The 25,245-nt window shown below is 71.8% G+C and carries 20 protein-coding genes; 16 read left to right on the forward strand and 4 right to left on the reverse strand.

Features of this window, described 5'->3' with window-relative positions; all coding sequences use genetic code 11:
• Positions 1 to 8 precede the first annotated feature (8 nt).
• Together ACFYNU_RS18960 and ACFYNU_RS18965 are read left to right on the forward strand one after the other, a co-directional pair.
• On the forward strand, positions 9 to 926 hold the full coding sequence (locus tag ACFYNU_RS18960) for an ADP-ribosylglycohydrolase family protein (RefSeq protein WP_356591895.1): 918 nt from the start codon (positions 9 to 11) through the stop codon (positions 924 to 926).
• Positions 927 to 1,175: 249 nt separating this feature from the next.
• Positions 1,176 to 2,975 (forward strand): DUF4153 domain-containing protein, encoded by a 1,800-nt coding sequence (locus ACFYNU_RS18965; protein ID WP_388766746.1) that lies wholly within the window; start codon positions 1,176 to 1,178, stop codon positions 2,973 to 2,975.
• A gap of 159 nt (positions 2,976 to 3,134) precedes the next feature.
• Here the strand turns inward: ACFYNU_RS18965 and ACFYNU_RS18970 are convergent, their stop codons facing one another.
• Entirely contained in the window at positions 3,135 to 4,688 is a 1,554-nt protein-coding gene (locus tag ACFYNU_RS18970; RefSeq protein WP_356591892.1) for an MFS transporter, read from the reverse strand.
• A 130-nt stretch (positions 4,689 to 4,818) separates the two neighbouring features.
• On the opposite strand from ACFYNU_RS18970, the gene ACFYNU_RS18975 reads away from it, so the two are divergent.
• The 3 genes from ACFYNU_RS18975 (at position 4,819) to ACFYNU_RS18985 (ending at position 7,130) form a co-directional block, all read left to right on the forward strand.
• Positions 4,819 to 5,445: a TetR/AcrR family transcriptional regulator gene (locus ACFYNU_RS18975; protein ID WP_356591890.1), complete on the forward strand. Its 627-nt coding sequence runs from the start codon at positions 4,819 to 4,821 to the stop codon at positions 5,443 to 5,445.
• A gap of 159 nt (positions 5,446 to 5,604) precedes the next feature.
• Positions 5,605 to 6,315 (forward strand): ribonuclease HII, encoded by a 711-nt coding sequence (locus ACFYNU_RS18980; RefSeq protein WP_356591888.1) that lies wholly within the window; start codon positions 5,605 to 5,607, stop codon positions 6,313 to 6,315.
• Positions 6,316 to 6,488: 173 nt separating this feature from the next.
• On the forward strand, positions 6,489 to 7,130 hold the full coding sequence (locus ACFYNU_RS18985) for a hypothetical protein (protein ID WP_356591886.1): 642 nt from the start codon (positions 6,489 to 6,491) through the stop codon (positions 7,128 to 7,130).
• 149 nt (positions 7,131 to 7,279) lie between these two features.
• Here ACFYNU_RS18985 and ACFYNU_RS18990 read toward each other — a convergent pair whose 3' ends face one another.
• Both ACFYNU_RS18990 and ACFYNU_RS18995 read right to left on the reverse strand, forming a co-directional pair.
• Positions 7,280 to 7,906, reverse strand: a complete 627-nt coding sequence (locus ACFYNU_RS18990) for a hypothetical protein (protein ID WP_356591884.1) — start codon at positions 7,904 to 7,906, stop codon at positions 7,280 to 7,282.
• 229 nt (positions 7,907 to 8,135) lie between these two features.
• Entirely contained in the window at positions 8,136 to 10,307 is a 2,172-nt protein-coding gene (locus tag ACFYNU_RS18995; protein ID WP_356591882.1) for a RecQ family ATP-dependent DNA helicase, read from the reverse strand.
• Between the two features lie 195 nt (positions 10,308 to 10,502).
• On the opposite strand from ACFYNU_RS18995, the gene ACFYNU_RS19000 reads away from it, so the two are divergent.
• From ACFYNU_RS19000 to ACFYNU_RS19035, 8 genes are all read left to right on the forward strand, one after another.
• The gene (locus tag ACFYNU_RS19000; RefSeq protein ID WP_356591880.1) at positions 10,503 to 11,564 is read left to right on the forward strand and encodes an NAD(+)/NADH kinase; all 1,062 of its coding nucleotides are present in this window, start codon (positions 10,503 to 10,505) and stop codon (positions 11,562 to 11,564) included.
• A gap of 307 nt (positions 11,565 to 11,871) precedes the next feature.
• Complete coding sequence (locus tag ACFYNU_RS19005) at positions 11,872 to 12,045, forward strand: hypothetical protein (RefSeq protein WP_388766819.1); 174 nt, start codon at positions 11,872 to 11,874, stop codon at positions 12,043 to 12,045.
• Between the two features lie 61 nt (positions 12,046 to 12,106).
• The gene (locus ACFYNU_RS19010) at positions 12,107 to 13,459 is read left to right on the forward strand and encodes a DUF4192 domain-containing protein (RefSeq protein WP_356591878.1); all 1,353 of its coding nucleotides are present in this window, start codon (positions 12,107 to 12,109) and stop codon (positions 13,457 to 13,459) included.
• Between the two features lie 145 nt (positions 13,460 to 13,604).
• Positions 13,605 to 14,369, forward strand: coding sequence for an NUDIX domain-containing protein (locus ACFYNU_RS19015; RefSeq protein WP_356591876.1), 765 nt, complete (start codon positions 13,605 to 13,607; stop codon positions 14,367 to 14,369).
• Positions 14,370 to 14,540: 171 nt separating this feature from the next.
• Positions 14,541 to 16,286: an ABC transporter ATP-binding protein gene (locus tag ACFYNU_RS19020; RefSeq protein ID WP_356591874.1), complete on the forward strand. Its 1,746-nt coding sequence runs from the start codon at positions 14,541 to 14,543 to the stop codon at positions 16,284 to 16,286.
• Between the two features lie 159 nt (positions 16,287 to 16,445).
• The gene (locus ACFYNU_RS19025) at positions 16,446 to 17,333 is read left to right on the forward strand and encodes an FCD domain-containing protein (RefSeq protein ID WP_354604054.1); all 888 of its coding nucleotides are present in this window, start codon (positions 16,446 to 16,448) and stop codon (positions 17,331 to 17,333) included.
• 378 nt (positions 17,334 to 17,711) lie between these two features.
• Positions 17,712 to 19,262, forward strand: a complete 1,551-nt coding sequence (locus ACFYNU_RS19030; protein WP_356591872.1) for an RNA polymerase sigma factor — start codon at positions 17,712 to 17,714, stop codon at positions 19,260 to 19,262.
• A 145-nt stretch (positions 19,263 to 19,407) separates the two neighbouring features.
• Positions 19,408 to 20,256 carry a serine protease gene (locus ACFYNU_RS19035; RefSeq protein WP_356591870.1) on the forward strand — a complete coding sequence of 283 codons (849 nt, stop codon included), beginning with the start codon at positions 19,408 to 19,410 and terminating at the stop codon, positions 20,254 to 20,256.
• 132 nt (positions 20,257 to 20,388) lie between these two features.
• Here ACFYNU_RS19035 and ACFYNU_RS19040 read toward each other — a convergent pair whose 3' ends face one another.
• Positions 20,389 to 20,619, reverse strand: a complete 231-nt coding sequence (locus ACFYNU_RS19040; RefSeq protein WP_023538184.1) for a hypothetical protein — start codon at positions 20,617 to 20,619, stop codon at positions 20,389 to 20,391.
• Between the two features lie 431 nt (positions 20,620 to 21,050).
• Between ACFYNU_RS19040 and ACFYNU_RS19045 the strand changes: the two genes are divergently transcribed.
• The 3 genes from ACFYNU_RS19045 (at position 21,051) to ACFYNU_RS19055 (ending at position 25,198) form a co-directional block, all read left to right on the forward strand.
• Positions 21,051 to 23,177 carry a DNA topoisomerase IV subunit B gene (locus ACFYNU_RS19045; RefSeq protein WP_356591868.1) on the forward strand — a complete coding sequence of 709 codons (2,127 nt, stop codon included), beginning with the start codon at positions 21,051 to 21,053 and terminating at the stop codon, positions 23,175 to 23,177.
• A 132-nt stretch (positions 23,178 to 23,309) separates the two neighbouring features.
• Positions 23,310 to 24,521, forward strand: coding sequence for a histidine kinase (locus tag ACFYNU_RS19050; protein ID WP_356591866.1), 1,212 nt, complete (start codon positions 23,310 to 23,312; stop codon positions 24,519 to 24,521).
• Positions 24,518 to 25,198 carry a response regulator transcription factor gene (locus ACFYNU_RS19055; RefSeq protein ID WP_356591864.1) on the forward strand — a complete coding sequence of 227 codons (681 nt, stop codon included), beginning with the start codon at positions 24,518 to 24,520 and terminating at the stop codon, positions 25,196 to 25,198. Before ACFYNU_RS19050 ends, ACFYNU_RS19055 begins: the two co-directional genes overlap by 4 nt.
• The last annotated feature ends 47 nt before the right edge of the window (positions 25,199 to 25,245 follow it).

A 25,245-nucleotide genomic window follows, 5' to 3' on the forward strand; every position in this document is an offset into this window, starting at 1 on the left:
AGGCAGCGATGACCGCTGACACCACACCCCCTCCGCTCGATCCGCGCTACCGGCGCGCCCTGGCCAGCCTGCGCGGCCTCTCCGTAGGAGACGCGCTCGGTTCACAGTTCTTCGTCCCCGTGAACTATCCGCTGCTGAAGCGGCGCGAAACGCCGCCCGGCCCCTGGCAGTGGACCGACGACGCCGAGATGGCCACCTCGGTCCTGGCCGTCCTCGCCGTTCATGGCCGCGTCGACCAGGACGCGCTCGCCCACTCCTTCGCCACGCACCACGACTTCGACCGCGGCTACGGCCCCGCCGTCAACCGCATGCTCCGGCTGATCCGGGAGGGCGGCGACTGGCGTGAGCTGGCCGCCGGGCTCTTCAACGGCCAGGGTTCCTGGGGCAACGGCGCCGCCATGCGTATCGCGCCGCTCGGTGCCTGGTACGCCGACGACCCCGAGCAGGCCACGCACCAGGCCGAGATCTCCGCGTACACGACGCACCAGCACCGTGAGGCCGTGGCCGGTGCCATGGCGGTGGCCGCCGCGACCGCCATCGCCGCCGGCGAGGCCGGACCGCCCGCCCCGCAGGACCTGCTCGACGGGGTCATCGCGCTCGTGCCCCGCAGCGCCGTGGGAGCCGGGCTGCGCCGGGCGCGCGACATGCTCGACTACGACGACGCCGGTACGGTCGCCGCGGTGCTCGGCAGCGGACGGCGTACGACAGCGCACGACACCGTCCCGTTCGCACTCTGGTCGGCGGCCCGTTCGCTGGGTGACTTCGAGCAGGCCTTCTGGAACACGGCGCAGGTGGGCGGCGACGTCGACACGAACTGCGCCATCGTCGGGGGAGTGGTGGCCTCGGTGAGCACCTCCGCGCCGCCGGCGCGATGGCTGGAGCAGACGGAGGCATTGCCCGACTGGCTGCCGACCGGCCCCCGGTGACGCCCCGGTGACGGCCGGGAGCGACCACGGCGGCCGAGCGGTCGGGGCGTCGCCTTCCTAGGAGGCGCGCCCGCCGCTTCTGTCACGGTCCCGCCACAGACTCGCTCCGGCGGAAGCGCTCCCGCCGCATGGCGCTAGCCTCGCCCCATGCCGCCGCGTTGATCATCGACGGGCGTGCGTCCACGTGAGCCCGGGATCCAGCGCCGACCTGTCGCCGTGCGCCTGGCACCGGGCGGTTGAGGGGGGCTCGTGTCGGACACGCCGTCACATGCGAATGAGAAGAAGGAAACGGCGCCGGGCGCGGATCCGAAGTCGCGTCCAGGTGCCGCTGCCGGGGGGCAGGACATCGAGGACGCCGTGCCGAGCCCGCGCGCCGCGCGGGCGCACACGGAGGCCCCGGCCCGCGCTACCGGGGCGGGGCAGCCGCGCCCCGCGCCGCATCGGCCCCCGCCCGCGCACACCGGACGCCGGCCGCAGGCGCCGGCCGCGCCCCAGTGGCAGCAGTGGCAGCCGGCGCGGCACGAGCCTCCCGTCTGGCTCGGCGAGATCGGCTCCGCCGAGCCCGCGCGTGTCAGCGTCGCCACCCTGTGGTGCGTCGTCGTCACCGGCCTGCTCAGCGCGCTGCTCCTCGGTGACGGGCTCGGGCTCAATCTGCTGATCGTGACCGTGCCCGCCGCGCTCGGCACATACTTCGCCGCGCGTGACGCCGGACGGCGGCTGCGCCCGTGGACCCTGGTCTGGGCCGTGGGCGGGGTCGCGCTGCTCTCCGTCCCCGCCCTGCGCGACGCGGGCTGGCCGACGTTCCTCGCCGTGACGTCCGCGCTGGCGCTCGGCTCGCTCGCCCTGCACGGCTGCCGCACCTGGCTCGGCGTCCTCCTCGGCCCGTTCGGACTGTTCGGCTCGCTCGGCACCGGCCTGTTCTGGGGCGTCCGGGGCGTGCGCGAGCGCGCCGAGGGTTCGCGCGGCCGATGGGCCCCCGTTGTCCGTACGGCGGCGGTCGCCCTCGTCCTGCTCATCGTCTTCGGAGCGCTCTTCGCGAGCGCCGACGCCGCCTTCGCCGATCTGCTCGGCGGGCTGACACCCGACATCTCCGTCGCCGACGGGCCGTGGCGCACCGTGCTCTTCGTACTCGGTGTCGTCGGGGCGCTCGCCGCCGCCCACACGGCCGCCGCGCCGTTGCGCTGGGACCGGATCACGGTTCGGCCGGGGCCGGCGCGTGGCCGGATGGAGTGGGCGCTGCCGCTGATCGTGCTCAATCTGCTCTTCGCCGTGTTCATCGGCGTCCAGCTGACCGTGCTGTTCGGCGGCTACGACAAGGTTCTGAGCGAGACCGGCCTGACGTACTCCGAATACGCCACCCAGGGCTTCTGGCAGCTGCTCGGCGCCACGCTCCTGACCCTGCTCGTGATCGGTCTCGCGCGACGCTGGGCACCGCGCGACGGGGCCAGGGACCGTACGCTCGTGGGCGCCGTGCTCGGTGTCCTGTGCGTGCTCACGCTGGTCGTCGTCGCGTCCGCGCTGCGCCGTATGGACCTGTACGTGGACGCGTACGGGCTGACCCGGCTGCGTGTCTCGGTGGCGGCGATGGAGCTGTGGCTCGGGCTGGTGATCGTCCTGATCATGGCCGCCGGCGCGTTCGGCGGTCGCTGGCTGCCGCGCGCCGTGGCCGTCAGCGGCGCGGCGGGCGTTCTGATCTTCGGACTGATCTCGCCGGACGCGCTCGTCGCCGAACGGAACGTCGAGCGCTACCGGACCTCCGACAAGATCGACATCAACTACTTCCAGCAGCTCTCCGCCGACGCCGTACCGGCGCTCGACACACTGCCCGAGCCGCTGCGTTCCTGCGCCCTGGACGGCATCGCGCGGGACCTCGGCGACGCGGACGAGCCGTGGTACGCGACGAGTTGGGGCGAGTCGAAGGCGAGGGACATCCTCGACGAGCGGCCGATCGATCCTCGGTGGGAGGAGTGCTCGTCGATGAACCTGCGGAACGGCTCGGGCGGCGAGCGCGACCCGTACGACGACGGCCGCACCGGCGACGGTTACTGACGGCCGCCTCGGCCGTCGGGCCGACCTGCGGCCGGCGGGCCCATCCGTCGGGCCGGCCCACGCGTAGGGCCGGCCCGCTCCGGTCGTACGAGTCCACCTTCTACGTACGCCACCTTCCGCGTACGGGACGTCCTCCCCCGGGGGACGTCCCGTACGGCTCTACGCCGCCGGTCCGCCCGCACTCGCCTTGCCGCTGAGCGCTTCCAGGTCGCTCTTGCGTACGCGTACCACCAGCGTCGCCGTCAGCAGGGCCAGGACCACCATGCCCACGGCGGCCGTGAAGGCGGTCGAGATGCCCTGCGTCAGCACCTCGTGGCCCCAGCGCCCCGGCAGCTCGTGGGCCGTGGCGAACTGCGCCTTCTCGGCCGGGGACGCCTCCGCCATGAACGACGGCACCTGCTTCTCGGCCTCGTTGCGGCTCGCCGTACCGAAGACCGTGACCAGGATGGACAGTCCCAGCGAACCGCCCACCTGCTGGCTCGCGTTGAGCAGCCCCGACGCGGCGCCCGCCTCGTGCTGCGCGACCCCGGAGACCGCGGTCAGCGTCAGTGTCACAAAGTTGAGCCCCATGCCGAAGCCGAAGACCACCATCGGACCGAGCACACCGCTCACATACGAGCTGTTCGGGCTGATCAGCGTCAGCCACAGGAGCCCCACACCGGTGATGGTCGAGCCGGCGACCATGAACGGCTTCGGGCCGAGCACCGGCAGCAGCCGTTGCGAGAGCCCCGCTCCCAGGCCGATCGCGAGGGTCACCGGCAGGAACGCGAGGCCGGACTCGATCGGGCTGTAGTCGAGCACGTTCTGCACGAACAGGACGATGAAGAAGAACATCCCGAACATGGCCGCGGCCAGGCTGAGCATGATGACGTAGCTGCCCGACCGGTTCCGATCGGCGAACATCCTGAGCGGAATGATCGGTTCCTTCGCCCGCGACTCGACGACGGCGAAGGCGGCGAGCAGGATGACGGCCGCCGCGAACGATCCGATGGTGAGCGAGTCGCGCCAGCCCTCTTCCGAGGCCCGGATGAAGCCGTACACGAGCGAGGCCATGCCCAGGGTGGACGTGGCGGCGCCGGAGAGGTCGAAGCGGCCCGGGTGGCGCTTGGACTCGCTGATGTACATGGGTGCGAGGACGGCGATCAGCACGCCGATCGGCACGTTGACGAAGAACACCCAGCGCCAGTCGAGCCACTCGGTGAGCATGCCGCCGGCCAGCAGACCGATCGCGCCACCGCCCGCCGAGACGGCGGCGAAGACTCCGAACGCCCTGTTCCGGGCCGGTCCTTCGGGGAACGTCGTGGTGATGAGGGCGAGCGAGGTGGGTGAGGCGATGGCGCCGCCGACCCCCTGGAGCGCGCGGGCGGCGAGCAGTTGCCAGGGCTCCTGCGCGAAGCCGCCGAGGAGCGAGGCGAAGGTGAAGAGCAGGATGCCGGCCATGAAGACGCGGCGGCGGCCGAGGATGTCGCCCGCGCGGCCACCGAGCAGCAGGAGGCCGCCGAAGGTGAGCGTGTACGCGCTCAGCACCCAGGAGAGGTCCGTGGTGGAGAAACTGAGGGCATCCTGGATGTGCGGGAGTGCGATGTTCACAATTGTCGCGTCGAGTACGACCATGAGTTGACAGGCCGCGATGACGGTCAGCGCGATGCCGGGCCGTCCCTCGCGGCGAGCCGCACCCGGTTCGCGTGTCGCTTCTAGTTGAGAGGTTGTCACTACGGGTCCCCCAAGTGAATTAGTGAACGGACGCGTTCACTGTGTCGTCCACGGTAGTGAGTCCCCGTCAGTGAACGCAACCGTTCACTGGAGCTGCCGTATGAATCTTTGCCTGATGGAGAACTTGCTGATGGTTACCTCACGCTCGGCGGCCACCGCTCGGCCGCGGACGGCGGTGTCGCGACGTCGCGGGCCGGTGCTGGAACGCGCGATCCTCGACGCCGCGTTGGAGCAATTGAGCACGGTGGGTTGGAACGGCCTGACGATGGAAGGCGTCGCCGCTCAGGCGCAGACCGGCAAGGCCGCCGTCTACCGCCGCTGGCCTTCCAAGGAGGATCTCGTCGCCGACGCGCTGGCGGCGGGGCTCCCCTCGCTCGACGACGCGCCCGATCACGGCGGAGTCCGCGAGGATCTCTACGAGTTGACCCGGCTGGTCCGGGACGCGATGTACTCCCGGCCCGGATGGGCGCTCCGCGCGGTCCTCCATGAATGCGACAATTCATCCTCGGAGCGCTTCCACGCGCTGATCATGAGTGGCGTGATCGAGCCGTCGGCCAATCTGTTCGGTGAGGTCGTCCACCGGGGAATCCGGCGGGGCGACGTACGGGCCGACGCCACCAGCTCGTTCGTCTTCGACGTCATCCCGGCCGTGCTGATGTACCGGTCGAAGGTGCGCGGCAGCGATTGGCCCGACGAGGACATCGCGCAGCTCGTCGACCAGGTCATGCTGCCGATGCTGCGGCCGTCCGCCGGCTGACGCCCGCCGCTGTCGGCCGCCGTCGGCCGGAAAGCCTTACGGCGAGGGTGTGTTGAGGCGTACGGCGCATCGGCGGGAGGGGCGGCGCCGACGGTCGCGTACGGGAGGGGGAGCCCGGGGTGTCGGGCGGGGGAGCGGCGGCGTAACCTTGGTTGCGCCATGCCGTACGAACCACCCACCCACGCCGTAGAGCGATCGCTCCGCGCCACCACCGGTGCCAAGATCATCGCTGGTGTCGACGAGGTCGGACGCGGAGCGTGGGCGGGGCCGGTGACGGTCTGCGCGGCGATCACGGGTCTGCGCAGGGCCCCCGTCGGACTCACCGACTCCAAGCTGATCACTCCCAAGCGCCGTGCCGAGATGGCGCGGGAGCTCGAATCGTGGGTGACCTCCCACGCCATAGGGCACGCATCGCCGGAGGAGATCGACGACCACGGGATGACCGCGGCGCTCCGGCTCGCCGCCGAACGGGCCCTGGACGCGCTGCCGGTGCGGCCCGACGCCGTGATCCTCGACGGCAAACACGACTACCTCGGCAAGCCCTGGCGGGTCCGGACGGTCATCAAGGGCGACATCTCCTGTGTCTCGGTGGCCGCCGCCTCGGTGCTCGCCAAGGTGCGCAGGGACGCGATGATGGCCGAACTGGGCGCCACCTCCGAGGAATGCGACGGTTTCGCCTTCCACGCCAACGCGGGGTATCCCTCGCCGGTGCACAAGGCGGCGCTGGCGGAGCGGGGGCCGACCTCGCACCACCGGCTCTCGTGGTCCTATCTCGACGCGCTGCCCCGGTGGCGCCATCTCAAGAAGGTCCGTATCTCCGCCGAGGCGGAGCTGCTGGAGAGCGAGGGCCAGCTCGGCTTCGACTTCTGACCCGAACGATCGGAACCGTCCGAATCATCCGAACGATCCGTCCGAGCGACCCGCTCGGTTCTGGCGGATACGGCCCGCGCACCGCCCCGGCCGTACTCGGCAAGCGCAACAAATGGCACACATGTGCCCACCCGCCGATGACTTGCGCGTCGGCGTTTGATAGACATCCACTCATGCCTCTCATCCCCGAGGAGCCTCAGATTCCCGAGAGCGCCCAGGGTCCCCGCGCCACTCCGGCCACCGGCCGTACCGCGTCGACCCCCCGTCCCGTACCCGGCCCGCGTCCCCGTCCCGTTCCCGGGCCGAGGTCCGCGGCCACACCGCGTCCCGGACACCCGGGTCGCGGTCCCGCGAGGCCCGCGCCGCCGGAGCGCTCGCAGGTCCCCGCCGAACGGCCCGCCGCCGTGCCGGAGGAGACCCGTTCCGTCCCTCAGATCCAGCTGATCCCCGCCTCGGTGGACGGTGCGCTGGACGCCGCCGACGAGGCGGTCGACCTGCTGCTGGACTCCGGTCGCGCGCCGGGCGACATCCTCGTACTCACCACGGGCGAACGGCACCCGTGGGCCACGCATGAGCTGTCCTTCGGTGAGAACTCCTACTGGGAGCAGCACGACACGGGCGACGACGTGTTCTTCGCCGACGCCTCGGCCGTGGACCGCGCGAAGTCGCGCCCCGTGGTCGTCGTGGCGCTCAACGGTGGTGGCGACGACGTTGTCGCGCGAGTACTGCCGACGGCGCGGGAGCGGGCCGCCGCGCTGCTCGTCGTGTGCGGTGACCCGCAGCGGGTCAACTCCGTGCTCGGCGCGGGCGTCTGACCCGATCCCGCCGAGTGGTGGGCCGGGTCTCCGGGTCCGGCTCCCGGGCCCGGGTGGGCTACGGGTCCGGGTCCCGGGCCTGGCCACGGCCGTTCATGACCCGGCTGCCCCGCGTGGGCGGCCGGGCCGGCGCCCGCGGGCGCCGCGGGTCAGCGGGCCGCCGTGCGCCGCAGCGCCTCCACCGCGCCGCCCCCGGAACGCAGGGGTGAGGGAGCGGAGTCGGACACCGTCTCGGCGAGACTCTCGGGCGGCGACTCGGAGTTGGGCCGCCGGCCGCCCCGGCCCTCGCCCAGCACCTGCCAGCCACCACGCGTCAGTGTGATGTACGCGCCGCAGCGCAGGCCGTGCAGTGTGCAGGCGTCCCGCAGCCCCCACATCCAGGCGCCGTCCTCCTCCGTCCAGCGCTCGTCGCCGTCGCGGCAGTAGAGCAGGACGGCGGTGCGCACCGGCGTACGGCGCCGCAGATCGTGCGGGATGACCCGGCGCAGATGCGCCAGCAGCGCGTTGCGGAACTCCCACCCGTCGACCGGCGCCGCTCGTGGGGCGAACGAGGCACTGGCGGCGAGACGTTCCTCGTGGTCGAGGACGGCGACGACGGCGGTCGCCGGAGTCGGCCGGTGCCGGGAGTGCAGACCGCTGACGACCTCGCGTGGGCTACGGAGCAGGGGTATGCCGGCCGCCGCCCATTCGGCGGGTTCGAGCATTCTGGCGAGGCGGGTGACGGAATCGGCTGTCGTGATCGATGAGGCTGCGGACGGAGCGAATCCGAAGGTCACGTTCCTCCCTTCGCATACGCGCCCACAGTGCGGGCAGGGTCGGGTGAGGCGCGCCGGGGCACAGTCCTTCCGGACCGCGAACAGTCCGACCGTGCGGGGGGCATCTCCAATTCTTGCCGGGCTTGAGGCAGGCGGCAACGAGCAATTGGCACCGCTGACCGGAATGAGCGGGAATGGCGCTCATATCCCTGCCATGATCCTGCCCATCCGGGGCCCCTCTGATACGTGGTCACGTCTGAACGGCGAGGACCAGCGGGAACACCCCTTCGGCTCCGGCCCTGCGCAGCAGCCGGGTGGCCACGGCCAGCGTCCAGCCCGTGTCCGAGAGATCGTCGACGAGCAGGACGGGACCCGCCGCCGAGGTCAGGGCCTCGGCCAACTCCGGTGACACGGTGAACGCCTCGTGCAGCGCCCGGACCCGCTGGGCGCTGTTCGTACGGGAGATGTGCTCCCCCTCGGCGCCCGGCGCGTACTCGACCGTACCCAGCAGGGGCATCCGGCCCACCTCGGAGATCCGGCTGCCCAGCGACCCCACGAGCTGGGGCTTGCTCCGTGAGGCGACGGTCACGACACCCACCGGCCTTGCCGGTGCGTCGTCCTGCCCGGACGCCCAACCACCGGGCCCCTTCGCCCAGTCGGCGAGGACGCTCACCACGGCGCTCACCACGTCGTCGGGGACCGGACCGTCGGGCGACTGCGGCGCCAGCATCGGGCGCAGCCTGTTGCCCCACCCGATGTCCGAGAGCCGGCCGAGCGCCCGACCGGGGAAACTGCGCTCACCGGCGGGAACGCGACCCCGCAGATCGACGCCCACGGCGGTCAGCCCGGTCGGCCACATCTTGCGCGGCTCCACGTCCACGCCGGGCCTGCCCAACTCGCCCCGGGCGGCGTCCAGGGCGCCGCCGGAGACCTTGTCCGTGAACCGCGCCCCCGCGCAGTTGTCACACCGTCCGCAGGGCGCGGCCTCCTCGTCGTCCAACTGGAGCCGCAGGAACTCCATCCGGCAGGCCGTCGTCGTCGCGTAGTCCCGCATGGCCTGCTGCTCGCTCTGCCGCTGGCGCGCCACCCACGCGTACCGCTCCGCGTCGTACACCCAGGGCTGTCCGGTGCTGGTCCAGCCCCCCTTGACCCGGTGCACCGCGCCGTCCACGTCGAGCACCTTGAGCATCGTCTCCAACCGGGTGCGCCGCAGCTCGACCAGCGGTTCGAGGGCCGGCAGCGAGAGGGGCCTGTCCGCGTGCGCCAGGACGTCCAGCGTGCGCCGGACCAGCTCCTCGGGCGGGAAGGCGACCGACGCGAAGTACTGCCAGATGGCCTCGTCCTCCTTGCCGGGGAGCAGCAGCACCTCGGCGTGCTCCACCCCGCGCCCCGCGCGGCCGACCTGCTGGTAGTACGCGATGGGGGAGGACGGGGAGCCGAGATGGACGACGAAGCCGAGGTCGGGCTTGTCGAACCCCATGCCCAGGGCGGAGGTGGCGACCAGCGCCTTGACGCGATTGGCCAGCAGGTCCTCCTCGGCCTGCTGACGGTCCGCGTTCTCCGTGCGGCCCGTGTACGACGTGACGGTGTGGCCGCACTGGCGCAGATAGGCGGTGACCTCCTCGGCCGCGGCGACGGTCAGGGTGTAGATGATCCCGGAGCCGGGCAGGTCGACCAGATGATCGGCCAGCCAGGCCAGCCGGTGCGCGGCGTCCGGAAGCCTCAGTACGTTGAGACTCAGGCTCTCCCGGTCCAGCGCTCCGCGCAGCACGAGCGCGTCCGTGCCCGCTCCGGTCCCCAGCTGCTCGGCGACGTCGGCCGTCACGCGCGCGTTCGCCGTGGCGGTGGTGGCCAGCACCGGGACGCCGGACGGCAACTCGGCGAGCATCGTGCGCAGTCGGCGGTAGTCGGGGCGGAAGTCGTGGCCCCAGTCGGAGATGCAGTGGGCCTCGTCCACCACGAGCAGTCCGGTGGCCGCCGACAGGGCGGGCAGGACCTGGTCGCGGAAGTCGGGATTGTTGAGCCGCTCGGGGCTGACGAGCAGCACGTCGACCTCGCCGGCCGCCACCTCGGCCTGAATCGTGTCCCACTCCTCGGAGTTGGACGAATTGATCGTGCGCGCGCTGATCCCGGCGCGGGCGGCGGCCTCCACCTGGTTGCGCATCAGCGCCAGCAGCGGGGAGACGATCACGGTCGGGCCGCTGCCCTGGGCACGCAGCAGGGACGTCGCGACGAAATACACCGCGGACTTGCCCCAGCCCGTCCGCTGCACGACCAGCGCTCTGCGTTTGTCGGCGACGAGCGCCTCGATGGCCCGCCACTGGTCCTCGCGCAGGCGGGCAGCGCCGGTGGGATCACCGACGAGGCGGGCGAGGACGGAGTCGGCCGAGGCCCGGAGAGCTGCGCGTTCTGCGTTGGTCATGCCCCCATGCAACCTGATGGCTCGGACAAAGCGCGAATGCCGGACCCGCCCTGTGGATAACGCTGTCCACAGGGGGCACGGGATCGGACCGAAACCGTCGCGCTGCTCCCGGATCTCGCCGCCGCCGACGGCTAGCTTGTGCGCGAGCCCTTCTCGCGATGTGGATCCGCGGTTCACGCGGCTCCGGAGGTTGTCATGCCCGTACGACGCATCGGCCTGATCGTCCACCAGGGACGCCCCGCCGCCCTGGACGTCGCCCGCGCGGTGCACGCCTGGTGCGACGCGTACCGCATCCGCTGCACAGAGATCGACGTCTGGGCGAAGCAGCACCGCCGGGGCAGCCGTGAGGAAGCCGAAGCGGCCGGCAGCCCGGATCTCGTGGTGACGCTCGGCGGAGACGGCACCTTCCTGCGCGGGGCCCGTATCGCGGTCAACTGCGGCGCGAGTGTGCTGGGGGTGGATCTGGGGAAGGTCGGCTTCCTCACCGAGGTGCCCGCCGGCGATGTGACCCGGGCACTGGAGGCCGTACACCACGGGCATGCCGTCGTCGAGGAACGGATGGCGCTGACCATGCGCGCCTCCCGGGCCCTGGAGATCCCCAAGGAGATGGAGGCCCTGCTCCGCTACGGCCGCGGCCCCGCACTGCCGCCACCACAGGTCAGGCCCGCGACCACCGAAGGGGCGGGCTGGGGCCTGGCTCTGGACGTGGTCGCCCTGAACGACATCGTCCTGGAGAAGCTGGCCCGCGACCATCAAGTCGCCGTCGGCGTCTACCTGGCGGGCAGTCTGCTCGCCTCGTACGCGGCCGACGCCCTGGCGGTGGCGACTCCGACCGGGTCCACGGCCTACAGCTTCGCGGCCGGCGGGCCCGTGCTGTCCCCGCACATGGACGCGGTCGTCTTCACCCCGATCGCCCCGCACATGACCTTCAACCGGAGCGTCGTGGCGGCGCCGGACGAGCCCGTCGCCCTACGGGTGCTTCCGCACTCGGGCCAGGCCGCCGTCAGTATCGACGGCCAGCTCAGTGGGGTACTCGACCCGGGCGACTGGATCGGCGTCTTCCGCGCCCGGAACCGGGTACGGCTCATCCGACTGCACCCGACCGACTTCTACGGCCGGCTGCGGGACCGCTTCCGGCTGGCCGACGCTCCCGCGACGACGCCCGACGGGGAGGCCGCGCCGTTCTTCCGCCCCGACACCCCCATCCCGCCGGACCTCGCCCATATGCGGCTGCCGCCCCCCTCGGCGGCGCGCTGACCGCTCGCTCGACGGCCGGGGGAGGGTCACGCGGACGGCAGTAGTTCGCGCAGCCCGGCGGTGTCGATGACATGGGCGCGGGACGGGAACACCTTGTCGAGCGGTTCCCGGTGGATCCGGGGGTCGCCGTCGGCGGTTCCGTCGGCCAGCCGGCCGCGCCGGCCAGGAGTCCGCCGATGGGCGGGCCGACGGCGGCGGTGGCCATGCCCGCGATGGCGGGCCGCCGACCACGCCGCCGAGCAGCACCAGGACGATGCCGAGGAGGAAGATCCGTCGCGCGCCGAGGACTTCCGCGAGTTTGCCCGCGGTGGGCTGCGCGACGGCGCTGGCCGCCCTGGTCGGTGAGCTCAAGCTGCGTGACCCGGACTTCCGCACATGGTGGGCCGGCCATCAGATGCGCGGGCCAAGGCAACTCACCAAGACGTATCTCCTGCGGTGGGCCGGGAGCGCCGAGGGGACGGCTCTCCCTGGCCTGAACTGACCTGTGGATAAAGTTATCCACAGGGGTCGCGGGATCGTGGGTTCCGCGAGAGCGTCGAGGCATGAACAAGCACACCGAACCGACCCGTCCCGCCGCCCAGCAGCAGGTCACCCTGCGCAGCCCCGCCGAACTCGCCGATGCCCTGCCCTTTCTGATGGGCTTCCATCCTTCCGACTCGGTGGTGCTCGTCGCGCTCCACGGCGACGAGGGCCGCTTCGGCGGGCGGCTGAGGCTCGGCATTCCGCGCGCGCCCCGCGAGTGGGCGCCCGTCTCCGAACAACTGGCCGCGTGCCTGGTGGAGGGGAGCGAGCGGCGCGGATCCCGGCCGGACGGGATCGTGGCCTTCCTCTGCCAGGACCCGGAGCACGGGGGCACGGGCCGGGGCGTACGTGACCGGCTGCAACCGCTCGCACAGTTCATCCGCACGGGTTTCGGCCGCCTCGACATCCCCGTGCACGAGGTGCTCTGCATCTCCGACGGGCGTTTCTGGTCCTACTGCTGCCCGGACACACGCTGCTGCCCGCCCGAGGGCACTCCGCTGGCGCTGCCCGGTACTTCGGTGATGGCCGCCGCCTCCGCCTACGCGGGAATCCAAGTGCGCGGATCCCTGCGGGAGATGGAGGCGCGGCTGGAGCCCTGGCCCGGTTCCGTCGAGCGGTCGGCGAAGCAGGAGCGGGCGCTGGACGAGGCCGCCGGCGCGCTGGTGCCGGCGATCCTGGGCGGAGGCGACCGCGAGCAGGTCGGCAGGTCGACGCTCCGGACGGCGCGGGATCTGCTGGACCGCCTGGCACAGTCGCCGCCCGCCCCACCGCGCCGGGAAGGGGCTGGGCGCGCCACCGAGGGCGACGGCGGCCCGGACGCCGCCGACGACCGGCTCATCGGCGACGACGAGGCGGCGGCGGTCATCATCGGCCTCCAGGACCGGGAGATCCGGGACCGGGCGGCGCGGTGGATGGAGGGTCCCGACGCCGAGCCGGCGCTACGGCTCTGGCGGGCCCTGGCCCGTCGCTGTGTCGGCTCCTACGCCGAACACGCCGTCGCGCCGCTCACCTTGGCCGGCTGGGTCGCGTGGTCCCGCGACGACGAGCCGACGGCCCGGGTCGCGCTCGGACTCGCCCTGCGTCTCGACCCCACGTACACCTTCGCCCAACTCCTCCATCAGGCCTTCAACGAGGGGCTCGACCCGGAGACCCTCCGGCGCTGCATCCGCGGCGAGCGCGACGCCGCCGTGAGCCCACCGGCCCACCCGGTGCGGCGGGCCACCACGAAGCGGGCCAGGAGGCTGATGAAGAAGACGATCAAGAAGGCGACTCCCAGGACGGTGCCGTCACCGCGGACGCGTCCCGGTCCGCCGGCGACACGCGGCTGGGCCGACGGCCGCAGTGGGCAGCGCGGTACGAAGACGGGCAAGTGAGAGCCGGGCGCGGCGGCACGTGGTGGGCGCGGGCGGGGCGGCGCGTTCGCACCCCCGGCGGGGGCCGGTGGCGGGGCGCGGAAGAAACCGGCGGACCTGAGGGGAACGCCTGTTTATCGTCAGGCAGACGACTAAGATCACCGGCATGTCGCCCTACGACCCGTCGGCTTACCCCGCGTTCGCAGTCACCGTGGACCTGGTCGTGCTCACCGTGCGCCAGCACGCCCTCTGCGCGCTGGTCGTGCGGCGTGGCGAGGCGCCCTTTCAGGGGCGCTGGGCGCTGCCCGGCGGCTTCGTCAAGGGCGACGAGGATCTTGGTGCGGCGGCGGCGCGTGAGCTGGCCGAGGAGACGGGTCTGCGCGCGCACGACCCCGCTTCGCCCGCACCGGCGAACGTCGCCCATCTCGAACAGCTCGCGACCTACGGCGACCCGGCACGCGACCCCCGGATGAGGGTCGTCAGCGTGGCCCATCTCGCGCTCGCGCCCGACCTTCCCGCCCCTCGCGCGGGAGGTGACGCCAACAGCGCCCGCTGGGCCACCGTGGACGCGCTGCTCGACCACGAGGGCGGCTTCGGCCGGGACGGCGAACAGCCCACGCCGCTCGCGTTCGACCATGCGCGCATCCTCGGGGACGGGGTGGAGCGGGCCCGTTCCAAGATCGAGTACTCCTCCCTGGCCACCGCCTTCTGCCCGCCGGAGTTCACCGTGGGTGAGCTGCGCCGCGTGTACGAGGCGGTGTGGGGCGTCGCGCTGGACCCCCGCAACTTCCACCGCAAGGTCACCGGCACCCCCGGGTTCCTCGTGCCGTCCGGCGGCACCACCACGCGACAGGGCGGGCGGCCCGCGCAGCTGTTCCGCGCGGGCGGTGCCACAGTCCTCAACCCGCCGATGCTCCGCCCGGAGGTCTGAGCCCGGCCGACCTCCGACCCCCGACTCCCGACCCCGGCACTCGTCCTCAGCTCCTGGACGCCGGAGAGAACCGCTCGTCGCGATCCTGCGCCACAAGTCGGACATATCGCGTTATCTTGCTGCGGTACCCATACTGCCGCCGAGCGGTCACACCTCCCCGCGAGAGAAGCGATGCTCCAGGCCATCGGACTCACCAGCCGCCCCCACCGCGACCTCCCGCCCGCCGTGGACGATCTCACGTTCGAGGCCCGGGCCGGTGGCGTCACGGCGCTGCTCGGCGCTGAGGGCGCAGGCAAGACCACCGCCCTGCGGCTGATGCTCGAACTCGAATCCGGCCGGGGGATCACCTACTTCCGCGGCCGGCCCCTCCACCGCATCACCCACCCCGCCCGCGAGGTCGGCGTGCTGCTCGGCGATGTGCCGGGACACCCCGCGCGTACCGCGAAGGGCCAGCTCCGTATGCTCTGCGCCGCCGCCGGAGTGCCCGCCGCGCGCGCCGACGCCCTGCTCGACCTCGTCGGCATCGGCGCCCTGCGCGACGAACCGCTCGGCACCCTCTCCCTGGGCATGGACCGCAGACTCGGCCTCGCCGCCGCCCTGTTGGGCGACCCGCACACACTGGTCCTCGACGAACCGGCCGCCGGTCTCTCGCCCCGCGAGAACAGCTGGCTGCACGGACTGCTCCGGGCGCACGCCGCGCACGGCGGCACCGTTCTCTACACCACCAGCGACCCCAAAGAGGCCGCCCGCGCGGCCGATCGTGTCGTCACCGTCCATGAAGGCCGCCTCGTCGCCGACCAGGACGCCGCCGACTTCGCGCGGACCCGGCTGCGCCCACGCGTCGTCATCCGTACCCCGCACGCGGCCCGCCTGGCCGACGCCGTCACCCGTGAGGCGCGTGCGGACCACCGCTCCGTCGAGGTCGTCAGCGAGACGGGCGGGCGGCTGACCGTCTTCGGCAGCAACTGCGCCGAGTTGGGCGAGACGGCCTTCCGGCACGGCATCCTCGTCCACCAACTCGCCGACGAGACCGGAGACACCGGCCCGAAGCCCCCCGCGGACCCGGCGCCGCTCCCAGAGGCGCGACAGGCACCCGAACGCTCCGCCACCGTCCCTCTGCCGCCTCCGCTGTCCGCGCGGCCCGTGCGCAGCCCCCTGCGCCCGTTCCGGTACGAACTGCGCCGGTTCCTCGGCGTACGGACCCCGTGGCTGGTCGCCCTCGCGGTCCTGGTCGCCTCCGTCGCGCTGACCCTGCCGCTCGCCCGTACCGGCAACACCCCGCTGCCCGGCCTCCTCGCGGCCTGGCCCGGATTCCTCCCGCTGCCGCCCGCGGCCCTCGGCGCCGGTCTGCTCGGCGCGTTCGCCTTCGGCGACGAGTACCGCTACCCGGCGCTCGCCGCAGGACGCGGCACCGTCCCGCGCCGCCTCGGCCTGCTGCTGGCCAAACTCACCGTCACCGGTACGGCCGCCCTGCTGCTGGCGGCCCTCACCGTCGCCGTCGACTCGCAGGCGATGCGACTGGTGTACGGCGGCGGTACGGAGGTGGTGCCCGCGGACTGGCCCGCGCTCGTGGCCAGTTGGGCCGGACTGACCGTCGGCTGCGCCTGGGCGGGACTGCTGGGGGCGGGCATCTTCCGGGTCACCGGCGCCGGGGTCGCCGCCGTCCTCGCCGTACCGGTCGTCGTCGTCCCCCTCCTTGAGAAGGGGCTCGCCGTTCCGTCGGCGCGTTCGATCGTCGGACTGCCGTCCAGGCTGCGTGAACTGGCCTGGCCGCAATGGCCGGAGGCCGCCGACCGCTGGCTGGTGGCGACCGGCCGGGTCCTCGCCCAGCCCGTCGGGGCGGCATTGACGCTGTCGCTGTCCGCCCTGCTCTGCGCGTATCTGTTCACGAGCCTTCGTCGCAGGGCCCGTTGGTGATCGCCGGGTGACCGGAGCTGTCGCAGCTGCCCATAACTCCCTGATTGCGCCCGCTTCTTTACGATAAGTCGTCAATCGAAGGGCGGACGCCGATCACCCTTTCGTGTGCTTTTCACCAAAGACCTCAAGGGGCCGACGAGCAGAGCCGACAAAGGATGCGTGAGTACCCTTGCGCACACCATGATGACCGCCGCCCGCTCCGTCGAGTCCGGGCTCGCCGCCCCGGGCGGAATCGACCGCTACCCCTACGCGGAGGCGCCCGGCGCCGACCGCATCCCCGCGCCCACGTGGGACGGCGCGGACAACGAGTTGGGCCGGGTGGGCCGGCGCTCGGCGGGCAGCCGGGGCCGTGGACTGCACGGCCAACTCGTCCAGCAGCTCGGCCAGATGATCGTCTCCGGCGACCTGGGCGCCGACCGGCCGCTCGTACCCGAGGAGATCGGTCAGCGTTTCGAGGTCTCCCGCACGGTGGTCCGCGAATCGCTGCGCGTCCTCGAGGCCAAGGGCCTCGTCAGCGCCCGCCCCAACGTCGGCACCCGCGTCCGGCCGGTCAGCGACTGGAATCTGCTCGACGCCGACATCATCGAATGGCGGGCGTTCGGCCCGCAGCGTGACGACCAGCGCCGCGAGCTGAGCGAGCTGCGCTGGACGATCGAGCCCCTCGCCGCACGCCTCGCCGCCGGCCACGGCCGTGAGGACGTCCAGCAGCGGCTGGCCGACATGGTCGAGATCATGGGCCACGCCATCGCCCAGGGCGACTCGATCACGTTCTCCCGCGCCGACGCCGAGTTCCACTCGCTGCTGATCCAGCTCGCGGGCAACCGGATGCTGGAGCACCTGTCGGGCATCGTCTCGGCGGCCCTCCAGGTCTCCGGCGGCCCCGTCACCGGCTGCGACCGCCCCACCGACGCCTCGCTGGCGCACCACGCGCGGATCGTCGAGGCCCTGGCCGCGGGCGACGCCCAGGCGGCCGAATCGGCCATGCGCCAGCTTCTGATGGTGCACCCTGAAGTGGAACGGGTCGTTCCGGCGCCCCGCGAGCACTGACGGCGTCACCGGGGCACCGAGGGCGAGTCCCGCGGTGCCGAGCAGGAAGACAGAGGTCAGGACGGACGAGGGCGTACGCGTCACGTGCCGCCGGACCCCAGGGCCCGGCGGCACGAAAGCGCGATAAAACCCCTTCTGGCTGCTTTGCCGCAAATGAGGTGTGACTCGGGCCACGTGGATTGGGCGTAACACTCCACGAGGCAGGGCGATGACCTAAGAGGTAAGAGCCACGGAGGGAATAGCGCCACGAGGAGTGGCGCTGTATCGAGCTCCGAGGTCCAGCCCGCGCCGTCGGCACATCCCCAGTCGACGGTCGTCGGCTCCGCCCCGATCCTGGGGTGAGCCGGAAGCCGTTTCCATCGTTCCGAGAGGTTGTTCGTGTCGGCCAGCACATCCCGTACGCTCCCGCCGGAGATCGCCGAGTCCGAGTCTGTGATGGCGCTCATCGAGCGGGGAAAGGCTGATGGGCAGATCGCCGGCGACGACGTGCGTCGGGCCTTCGAGGCTGACCAGATTCCGCCAACCCAGTGGAAGAATGTTCTGCGCAGCCTCAACCAGATCCTCGAGGAAGAGGGTGTGACGCTGATGGTCAGTGCTGCCGCGGAGTCGCCCAAGCGCGCCCGCAAGAGCGTCGCTGCGAAGAGCCCGGCGAAGCGCACCGCCACCAAGACAGTCGCCGCCAAGACCGTTCATACGAAGACCGTCGCGGCCACCGCCGCCCCGGTCGCCGAGACCGTCGAGACGCCCGCCGACGAGAGCGCCGCGCCCGCCAAGAAGGCGGCGGCGAAGAAGACCGTGGCCAAGAAGGCGGCGGCCAAGAAGACCGCCGTCAAGAAGGTCGCGGCGAAGAAGACCGCCGGCAAGAAGGACGCCGACGAGGCCGCCGAGGGCGAGGAGACCCCCGAGGAGGTCCAGGCCGGCAAGGGCGAGGAGGAGGAGACCGAGGGCGAGAACAAGGGCTTCGTCCTCTCCGACGACGACGAGGACGACGCGCCGGCCCAGCAGGTCGCCGTCGCGGGTGCCACCGCCGACCCGGTCAAGGACTACCTCAAGCAGATCGGCAAGGTCCCGCTCCTCAACGCCGAGCAGGAGGTCGAGCTCGCCAAGCGCATCGAGGCGGGTCTGTTCGCCGAGGACAAGCTGGCGAACGCCGACAAGCTCGCCCCCAAGCTCAAGCGCGAGCTGGAGATCATCGCCGAGGACGGGCGCCGCGCCAAGAACCACCTGCTGGAGGCCAACCTCCGACTGGTGGTCTCGCTGGCCAAGCGCTACACCGGCCGCGGCATGCTCTTCCTGGACCTGATCCAGGAGGGCAACCTGGGTCTGATCCGCGCGGTCGAGAAGTTCGACTACACCAAGGGCTACAAGTTCTCCACGTACGCCACCTGGTGGATCCGTCAGGCGATCACCCGCGCCATGGCCGACCAGGCCCGCACCATCCGTATCCCGGTGCACATGGTCGAGGTCATCAACAAGCTCGCGCGCGTGCAGCGCCAGATGCTCCAGGACCTGGGCCGTGAGCCCACCCCGGAGGAGCTGGCCAAGGAGCTCGACATGACCCCTGAGAAGGTCATCGAGGTCCAGAAGTACGGTCGTGAGCCGATTTCGCTGCACACCCCCCTGGGCGAGGACGGGGACAGCGAGTTCGGTGACCTGATCGAGGACTCCGAGGCGGTCGTCCCGGCCGACGCGGTCAGCTTCACGCTTCTCCAGGAGCAGCTGCACTCGGTGCTCGACACGCTCTCCGAGCGTGAGGCCGGCGTGGTCTCCATGCGCTTCGGTCTCACCGACGGCCAGCCCAAGACGCTGGACGAGATCGGCAAGGTCTACGGCGTGACGCGTGAGCGCATTCGTCAGATCGAGTCCAAGACGATGTCCAAGCTCCGCCACCCGTCGCGTTCGCAGGTGCTGCGCGACTACCTGGACTAGGCCGCTCTCCGCACCACGGCACAGCCCCTCCTGAGGGCCCGCCATCCCGACCGGGATGCGGGCCCTCAGGCGTTGCGGGGATGCGTTTGTCGGCTCAATGGGTGACTCTGTGTCAGTAGGAGTCACCGGAGAGTCAGGAGCCAGTATGCGACGCCCTATTGCCCGAGTGCTCACGGGAGGACTGGCCACGATCGCCGCGGGGGCGGTGCTGCCGCTCGTCTCCCCAGTGCCGGCCGCCGCCGACCGGGTGGTCGTGGGCGGGGAGCCGGCGCCGACCGAGGAGAGCCCCTGGGTCGTGGCCCTCTCCAGTCGTGAACGCTTCGGCGACACCCGTGCGGGCCAGTTCTGCGGCGGCGTCGTGGTCGCGCCGACGAAGGTGCTCACGGCCGCGCACTGCATGGGCCGGGACGTGCTCGGGGTGAAGCCGGAGGACGTGACCGATCTGCGGGTCATCGCGGGGCGGGAGGAGCTGCGCGGGAAGGGCGGCAAGGAGGTCCGGGTCGGTTCCGTACGGATCGACCCGGCGTACGAGCCCACCACCCACGCCTCGGACCTCGCGGTGCTGACACTGGCGCAGGCGCTGCCCGCGCGTTACGCCGTCCGGCCGGCCGATCCCGGCACGGAGGCCCTGGCTCCGGGCACCTCGGCGAAGGTGTACGGGTGGGGCGACACCACCGGCGAGGGGAAGTACGCCTCCGCGCTGCGCTCCGCCCCTGTGACGGTCCTGGCGGACTCCGAGTGCGAGCGGGCCTACCCGGGGGGCTCAGGGGGCCGCTACGCGGCTGCCACGATGCTCTGTGCCGGCGACCCCCAGGGCGGGCACGACGCCTGCCAGGGAGACAGCGGCGGGCCGCTGGTGGCCCGTGGGCGGCTCATCGGGCTGGTCTCGTGGGGGAGCGGCTGCGGACGGGCCGGGAGCCCGGGGGTCTACACGCGGATCACCTCGGCGGTCGAGGAGGTGGCCGCGGCCACCGGGACGCACCGCACGGGCTGAGGCCGCGCGGCGGAGGCGCCGCACGGGCACCGCGCGCGGGTGACGAGAACGGGCCGCCATCCCGGTTCTACCGGAGTGGCGGCCCGTCGGCCGGTCCTGGATCGGCCCTTGGCTCGTCGTGGATGCGAGGTATCAGTGTTCCTCTTCACCGGCGGCGGCCTGCACGGCCGTCAGTCGGTCGGTCTCATCCTGTATTTCCGCGGCGATCTTCTTGAGTTCCGGCTCGAACTTGCGTCCGTGGTGGGCGCAGAAGAGCAGTTCACCACCGCTGGTCAGGACGACGCGCAGATATGCCTGGGCGCCGCAGCGGTCGCAGCGGTCAGCGGCCGTCAGCGGGCTCGCGGGGGTCAGAACAGTAGTCACGTCGCCTCTTCTCTAGCTCGACGAGCTGTCGTACCAGGGTCAACATCCAACCAGGCCGAAAACGTTCCCGCTCGCGGCCTTTCCTCGAAACTTCTTCCCGAGGCGGCTGTCTGTTGCCGGTTGGCGGCGAATGAGCCGTATTGCTTCGCTTTACGGTTTCGCGTTGCTTGTCAGGGTCGATCCTCCCGGCTGGCTTGCCGGTCGTTCATGAGGACGTGCCCGGAGCCTAAATGGTTCATGCCTGGAAGGGAACGTGATGTGTGCTTCACTCCATCGAGCGATCGAACACTCATGCGAGCCTCGGTTAGCATGAGAATTCAATAGGGTGGCGCTACAACGGCTCTACCAGGCCTCTGTACCCTCTGAGCGGCGACCGATGCCGGGCCCTTACCCACTGGGCCACATTTCAAATTCAGCGAGGAGCGAACCGCGTGACCGCCGAGACGTCCGTGCCGTCCAGTGCGCTGCTGACAGCAGACCGTGACGGTTCCAACTACACCGCGCGGCACCTGCTCGTCCTTGAGGGGCTCGAAGCGGTCCGGAAGCGACCCGGCATGTACATCGGGTCGACGGACAGCCGCGGCCTGATGCACTGCCTCTGGGAGATCATCGACAACTCCGTCGACGAGGCCCTCGGTGGTTACTGCGACCGGATCGAGGTGATCCTCCACGAGGACGGCTCCGTCGAGGTCAAGGACAACGGCCGGGGCATCCCCGTCGACATCGAGCCCAAGACCGGCCTCTCCGGCGTCGAGGTCGTGCTGACCAAGCTGCACGCGGGCGGAAAGTTCGGCGGCGGCGCGTACGCGGCCTCCGGCGGCCTGCACGGCGTGGGCGCGTCCGTCGTGAACGCGCTCTCCGCCCGGCTGGACGTCGAGGTCGACCTCCACAGCGCCACACACACGATCAGCTTCCGCCGCGGCGTCCCCGGCATGTTCACGGAATCGGGCCCCGACGCCCCCTTCGACCCGGCGAACGGCCTGCTCAAGGGCAAGCGGGTGCCCAAGACGCGCACCGGCACCCGGATCCGTTACTGGGCCGACCGGCAGATCTTCCTCAAGGACGCCCGGCTCTCCCTGGAGACGCTGCACCAGCGGGCCCGCCAGACCGCCTTCCTCGTCCCCGGCCTGACCATCGTCGTACGTGACGAGCGGGCGGCCGGCGAGAGCGAGGGCGGCGGCACGGTCGAGGAGACGTTCCGGTACGACGGCGGGATCAGTGAGTACTGCGAATACCTGGCGCAGGACAAGGCCGTCTGCGACGTGCTGCGGCTGACCGGGCAGGGCGTCTTCAAGGAGACCGTGCCGGTCCTGGACGACCGCGGGCACATGACCCCCACCGAGGTCACCCGCGAGCTGGGCGTCGACATCGCCCTGCGCTGGGGCACCGGGTACGACACCACGATGCGCTCGTACGTCAACATCATCGCCACCCCCAAGGGCGGCACCCACATGACCGGCTTCGAGCGGGCGGTGACCAAGACCGTCAACGAGGCACTGCGCTCGGCGAAGCTCCTGCGCGTCGCCGAGGACGACGTCGTCAAGGACGACGCCCTGGAAGGGCTCACGGCCGTGGTCACGGTGCGGCTGGCCGAGCCGCAGTTCGAGGGGCAGACCAAGGAGATCCTGGGGACGTCGGCGGCCAACCGGATCGTCGCGAGCGTCGTGTCCAAGGAGCTCAAGGAGTTCCTGACGTCGACCAAGCGCGACGCGAAGGCGCAGGCCCGCGCGGTGCTGGAGAAGGCCGTCGCCGCCGCCCGTACGCGTATCGCCGCCCGTCAGCACAAGGAGGCGCAGCGCAGGAAGACGGCGCTGGAGACCTCCTCGCTGCCGGCCAAGCTCGCCGACTGCCGCAGTGACGACGTCGAGCGCAGCGAGCTGTTCATCGTCGAGGGCGACTCGGCGCTCGGTACGGCCAAGCTCGCCCGGAACAGCGAGTTCCAGGCGCTGCTGCCGATCCGCGGCAAGATCCTCAACGTTCAGAAGTCGTCCGTCTCCGACATGCTGAAGAACGCCGAGTGCGGCGCGATCATCCAGGTCATAGGGGCCGGTTCGGGCCGGACGTTCGACATCGACGCCGCCCGCTACGGCAAGATCGTGCTGCTGGTCGACGCCGATGTCGACGGGGCCCACATCCGCTGTCTCCTGCTGACGCTGTTCCAGCGCTACATGCGCCCGATGGTGGAGGCGGGCCGCGTGTTCGCGGCGGTTCCGCCCCTGCACCGGGTGGAGCTGGTGCAGCCCAAGAAGGGCCAGGACAAGTACGTGTACACGTACTCGGACAACGAGCTGCGGCAGACGCTCCTGGAGTTCCAGCGCAAGAACGTGCGCTACAAGGACTCCATCCAGCGCTACAAGGGCCTCGGTGAGATGGACGCCGACCAGCTGGCCGAGACCACGATGGACCCGCGCCACCGCACGCTGCGGCGCATCAACATCGGGGACCTCGAATCGTCCGAGCAGGTCTTCGACCTGCTCATGGGCAACGAGGTCGCGCCGCGCAAGGAGTTCATCACCAGCTCGGCCGCGACGCTGGACCGCGCCAGGATCGACGTCTGATCCCCACGGGCCGTACGACGGCGCCGGGCTCCACCCACGGGTGGAGCCCGGCGCCGTTTCCGACTCCCCCCGGAAGGGGATTCGGCGGGCCGTCGCGCTCCGTAGCATCGAAGCCGAGAGAGGGGGCTTCGCATGTCGATCGGTGCCATGACCGGGTGGCCGAGCAGGGAGGCGCTGACCCGGGTGGGCGTGCCGCCCGTCAGGACGGTGCTGGACATCCTGCTGTGGGCCGGGGTGGCCGTCTGGATACTGACGACCGCGTACACGGCGGAGGTCTTCCACGGCTGGCCGGCGGCGCTGCCCGTGCTCGGCCTGCTCTGCTTCGTGGGGGCCGTGCTGCTCCTGCGCCGGTGGAGCGTCGCCCGCCGGCTGCTTCCCTCGCTGGCGGCGCTCGCGCTGATGGTGCTGCTGGGGAGCGGGGCGTACGCGGCGGGGGCCGAGGCGACCGGCGCGCTGCTGTGGATCCTGACCAGCGTCCTGGCGCTGGACCGGCTGCCACTGGCGGCGGGGGCCGCCGTCTGGGGGGTGGTCTTCGCCATCATCCTGCTGATGGACACCGGGAAGCCGCTGCACGTGGTGATCACCATGTCGGCCGTCCTGCTCGGCGGTTACACACTGCGGCTCGACGCCCAGGCACGCGGCGCCGGCTTCCGGCTGCTGGCCCAGGAGCGCGCCGCGCGGGCGGCCGAGGCGGAGTCGGCGGCGCTGGCGGAGCGGGCCAGGATCGCCCGCGAGATCCACGACGTGCTGGCCCACAGCCTCTCGGCGCAGCTCGTGCATCTGGAGGCGGCCCGCCTCCAGATCGAGGGCGGGTACGACCGCGAGCAGGTGCTGCGGCGTGTGGTGGAGGCCCGGAGCATGGCCCGGCAGGGGCTGGCGGAGACGCGCCAGGCGCTCTCCGCCCTCCGCGGCCAGCTGGTGCCCGTCGAGGACTATCTGCGTGACCTGGCGGCCGACGGGGTGCGGACGGAGGTCGTGGGGGAGCCGCGGCTGCTGCCCGCCGAGGCCTCGCAGGCGGTACGGCGTGTGGCGCAGGAGGCGCTGACGAACGCGCGCAAGCACGCCCCCGGGGCGGACGTGACGATGCGACTGGAGTACGCGCGGGACGCGGTGACCCTGGAGGTACGGGACGAGGGCGCGGACGGGCCCGGGTCCGAACTCGGCGCCTCCGGCTCCGGGTACGGTCTGCTGGGGATGCGGGAGCGTGCCGAACTGCTCGGCGGCAGTCTGGAGGCCGGGCCCGCGGTCTCCGGGGAAGGCGGCGCGGGCGGGGCGTACGGCTCCGGACCGCCGGACGGTTTCGAGGGGAAGGGCTTCACCGTGCGTCTGCGAGTGCCCGTATGACGGCCCCCACGACCGCCCGGGTGATCGTCGCCGACGACCAGGCCGTGGTGCGCGAGGGCATCGTCATGCTGCTCGGGCTGCTGCCCGGTATCGAGGTGGTCGGCGCCGCGAAGGACGGCGAGGAGGCGGTGGCCCTCGTCGGTGAACTCGCCCCCGACGTCGTGCTGATGGACCTGCGCATGCCGCGCTGCGACGGCGTCGAGGCGACGCGCCGGATCCGGGACCGGTATCCGGCGACCCAGGTCGTGGTGCTCACCACCTACGCCGACGACGACTCGCTGTTCCCCGCGCTGCGGGCCGGTGCGCGCGGCTATCTGACCAAGGACGCGGGCGGCGACGAGATCGTCAAGGCCGTTCAGGACGTCATGGCCGGTGACGCCGGACTCGCCCCCGGTGTGCAGCGGCGGCTGCTGGAGCGGGTCGGCGCGGCCCCCGCCGTACCGGAGCGCGAGGCGGTTCCGGACGGGCTCACCGCCCGTGAGAGCGAGGTGTTGTCCCTGGTCGCCGAGGGGCTCTCCAACCACGAGATCGCCCGCCGGCTGCACATCGGGCCGGCCACGGTGAAGACCCACATCAACAACATCTTCGCCAAGTCCGGGGTGCGCGACCGGGCGCAGGCGGTGCGCTACGCCTATCAGCACGGGCTCATCCGGCCACCCGGGACAAACATCACCTGATGGGGTGAAGCCGGAGCGGAGGGGAGTCCGGGATCCTCCCGTTCTGG

This window comes from Streptomyces sp. NPDC006643, assembly GCF_042870175.1.
Classification (GTDB): Bacteria; Actinomycetota; Actinomycetes; order Streptomycetales; family Streptomycetaceae; genus Streptomyces.

Bases quoted from the DNA above. Each gene is read 5' to 3' on its own strand.
- ACFYNU_RS19020 (WP_356591874.1), top strand. From the start codon at position 14,541: ATGCTCCAGGCCATCGGACTCACCAGCCGCCCCCACCGCGACCTCCCG.
- ACFYNU_RS19000 (WP_356591880.1), top strand. From the start codon at position 10,503: ATGCCCGTACGACGCATCGGCCTGATCGTCCACCAGGGACGCCCCGCC.
- ACFYNU_RS18975 (WP_356591890.1), top strand. From the start codon at position 4,819: ATGGTTACCTCACGCTCGGCGGCCACCGCTCGGCCGCGGACGGCGGTG.
- ACFYNU_RS18960 (WP_356591895.1), top strand. From the start codon at position 9: ATGACCGCTGACACCACACCCCCTCCGCTCGATCCGCGCTACCGGCGC.
- ACFYNU_RS19050 (WP_356591866.1), top strand. From the start codon at position 23,310: ATGTCGATCGGTGCCATGACCGGGTGGCCGAGCAGGGAGGCGCTGACC.
- ACFYNU_RS18985 (WP_356591886.1), top strand. From the start codon at position 6,489: ATGCCTCTCATCCCCGAGGAGCCTCAGATTCCCGAGAGCGCCCAGGGT.
- ACFYNU_RS19015 (WP_356591876.1), top strand. From the start codon at position 13,605: ATGTCGCCCTACGACCCGTCGGCTTACCCCGCGTTCGCAGTCACCGTG.
- ACFYNU_RS19035 (WP_356591870.1), top strand. From the start codon at position 19,408: ATGCGACGCCCTATTGCCCGAGTGCTCACGGGAGGACTGGCCACGATC.
- ACFYNU_RS19055 (WP_356591864.1), top strand. From the start codon at position 24,518: ATGACGGCCCCCACGACCGCCCGGGTGATCGTCGCCGACGACCAGGCC.
- ACFYNU_RS18980 (WP_356591888.1), top strand. From the start codon at position 5,605: ATGCCGTACGAACCACCCACCCACGCCGTAGAGCGATCGCTCCGCGCC.
- ACFYNU_RS18995 (WP_356591882.1), bottom strand. From the start codon at position 10,307: ATGACCAACGCAGAACGCGCAGCTCTCCGGGCCTCGGCCGACTCCGTC.
- ACFYNU_RS19010 (WP_356591878.1), top strand. From the start codon at position 12,107: ATGAACAAGCACACCGAACCGACCCGTCCCGCCGCCCAGCAGCAGGTC.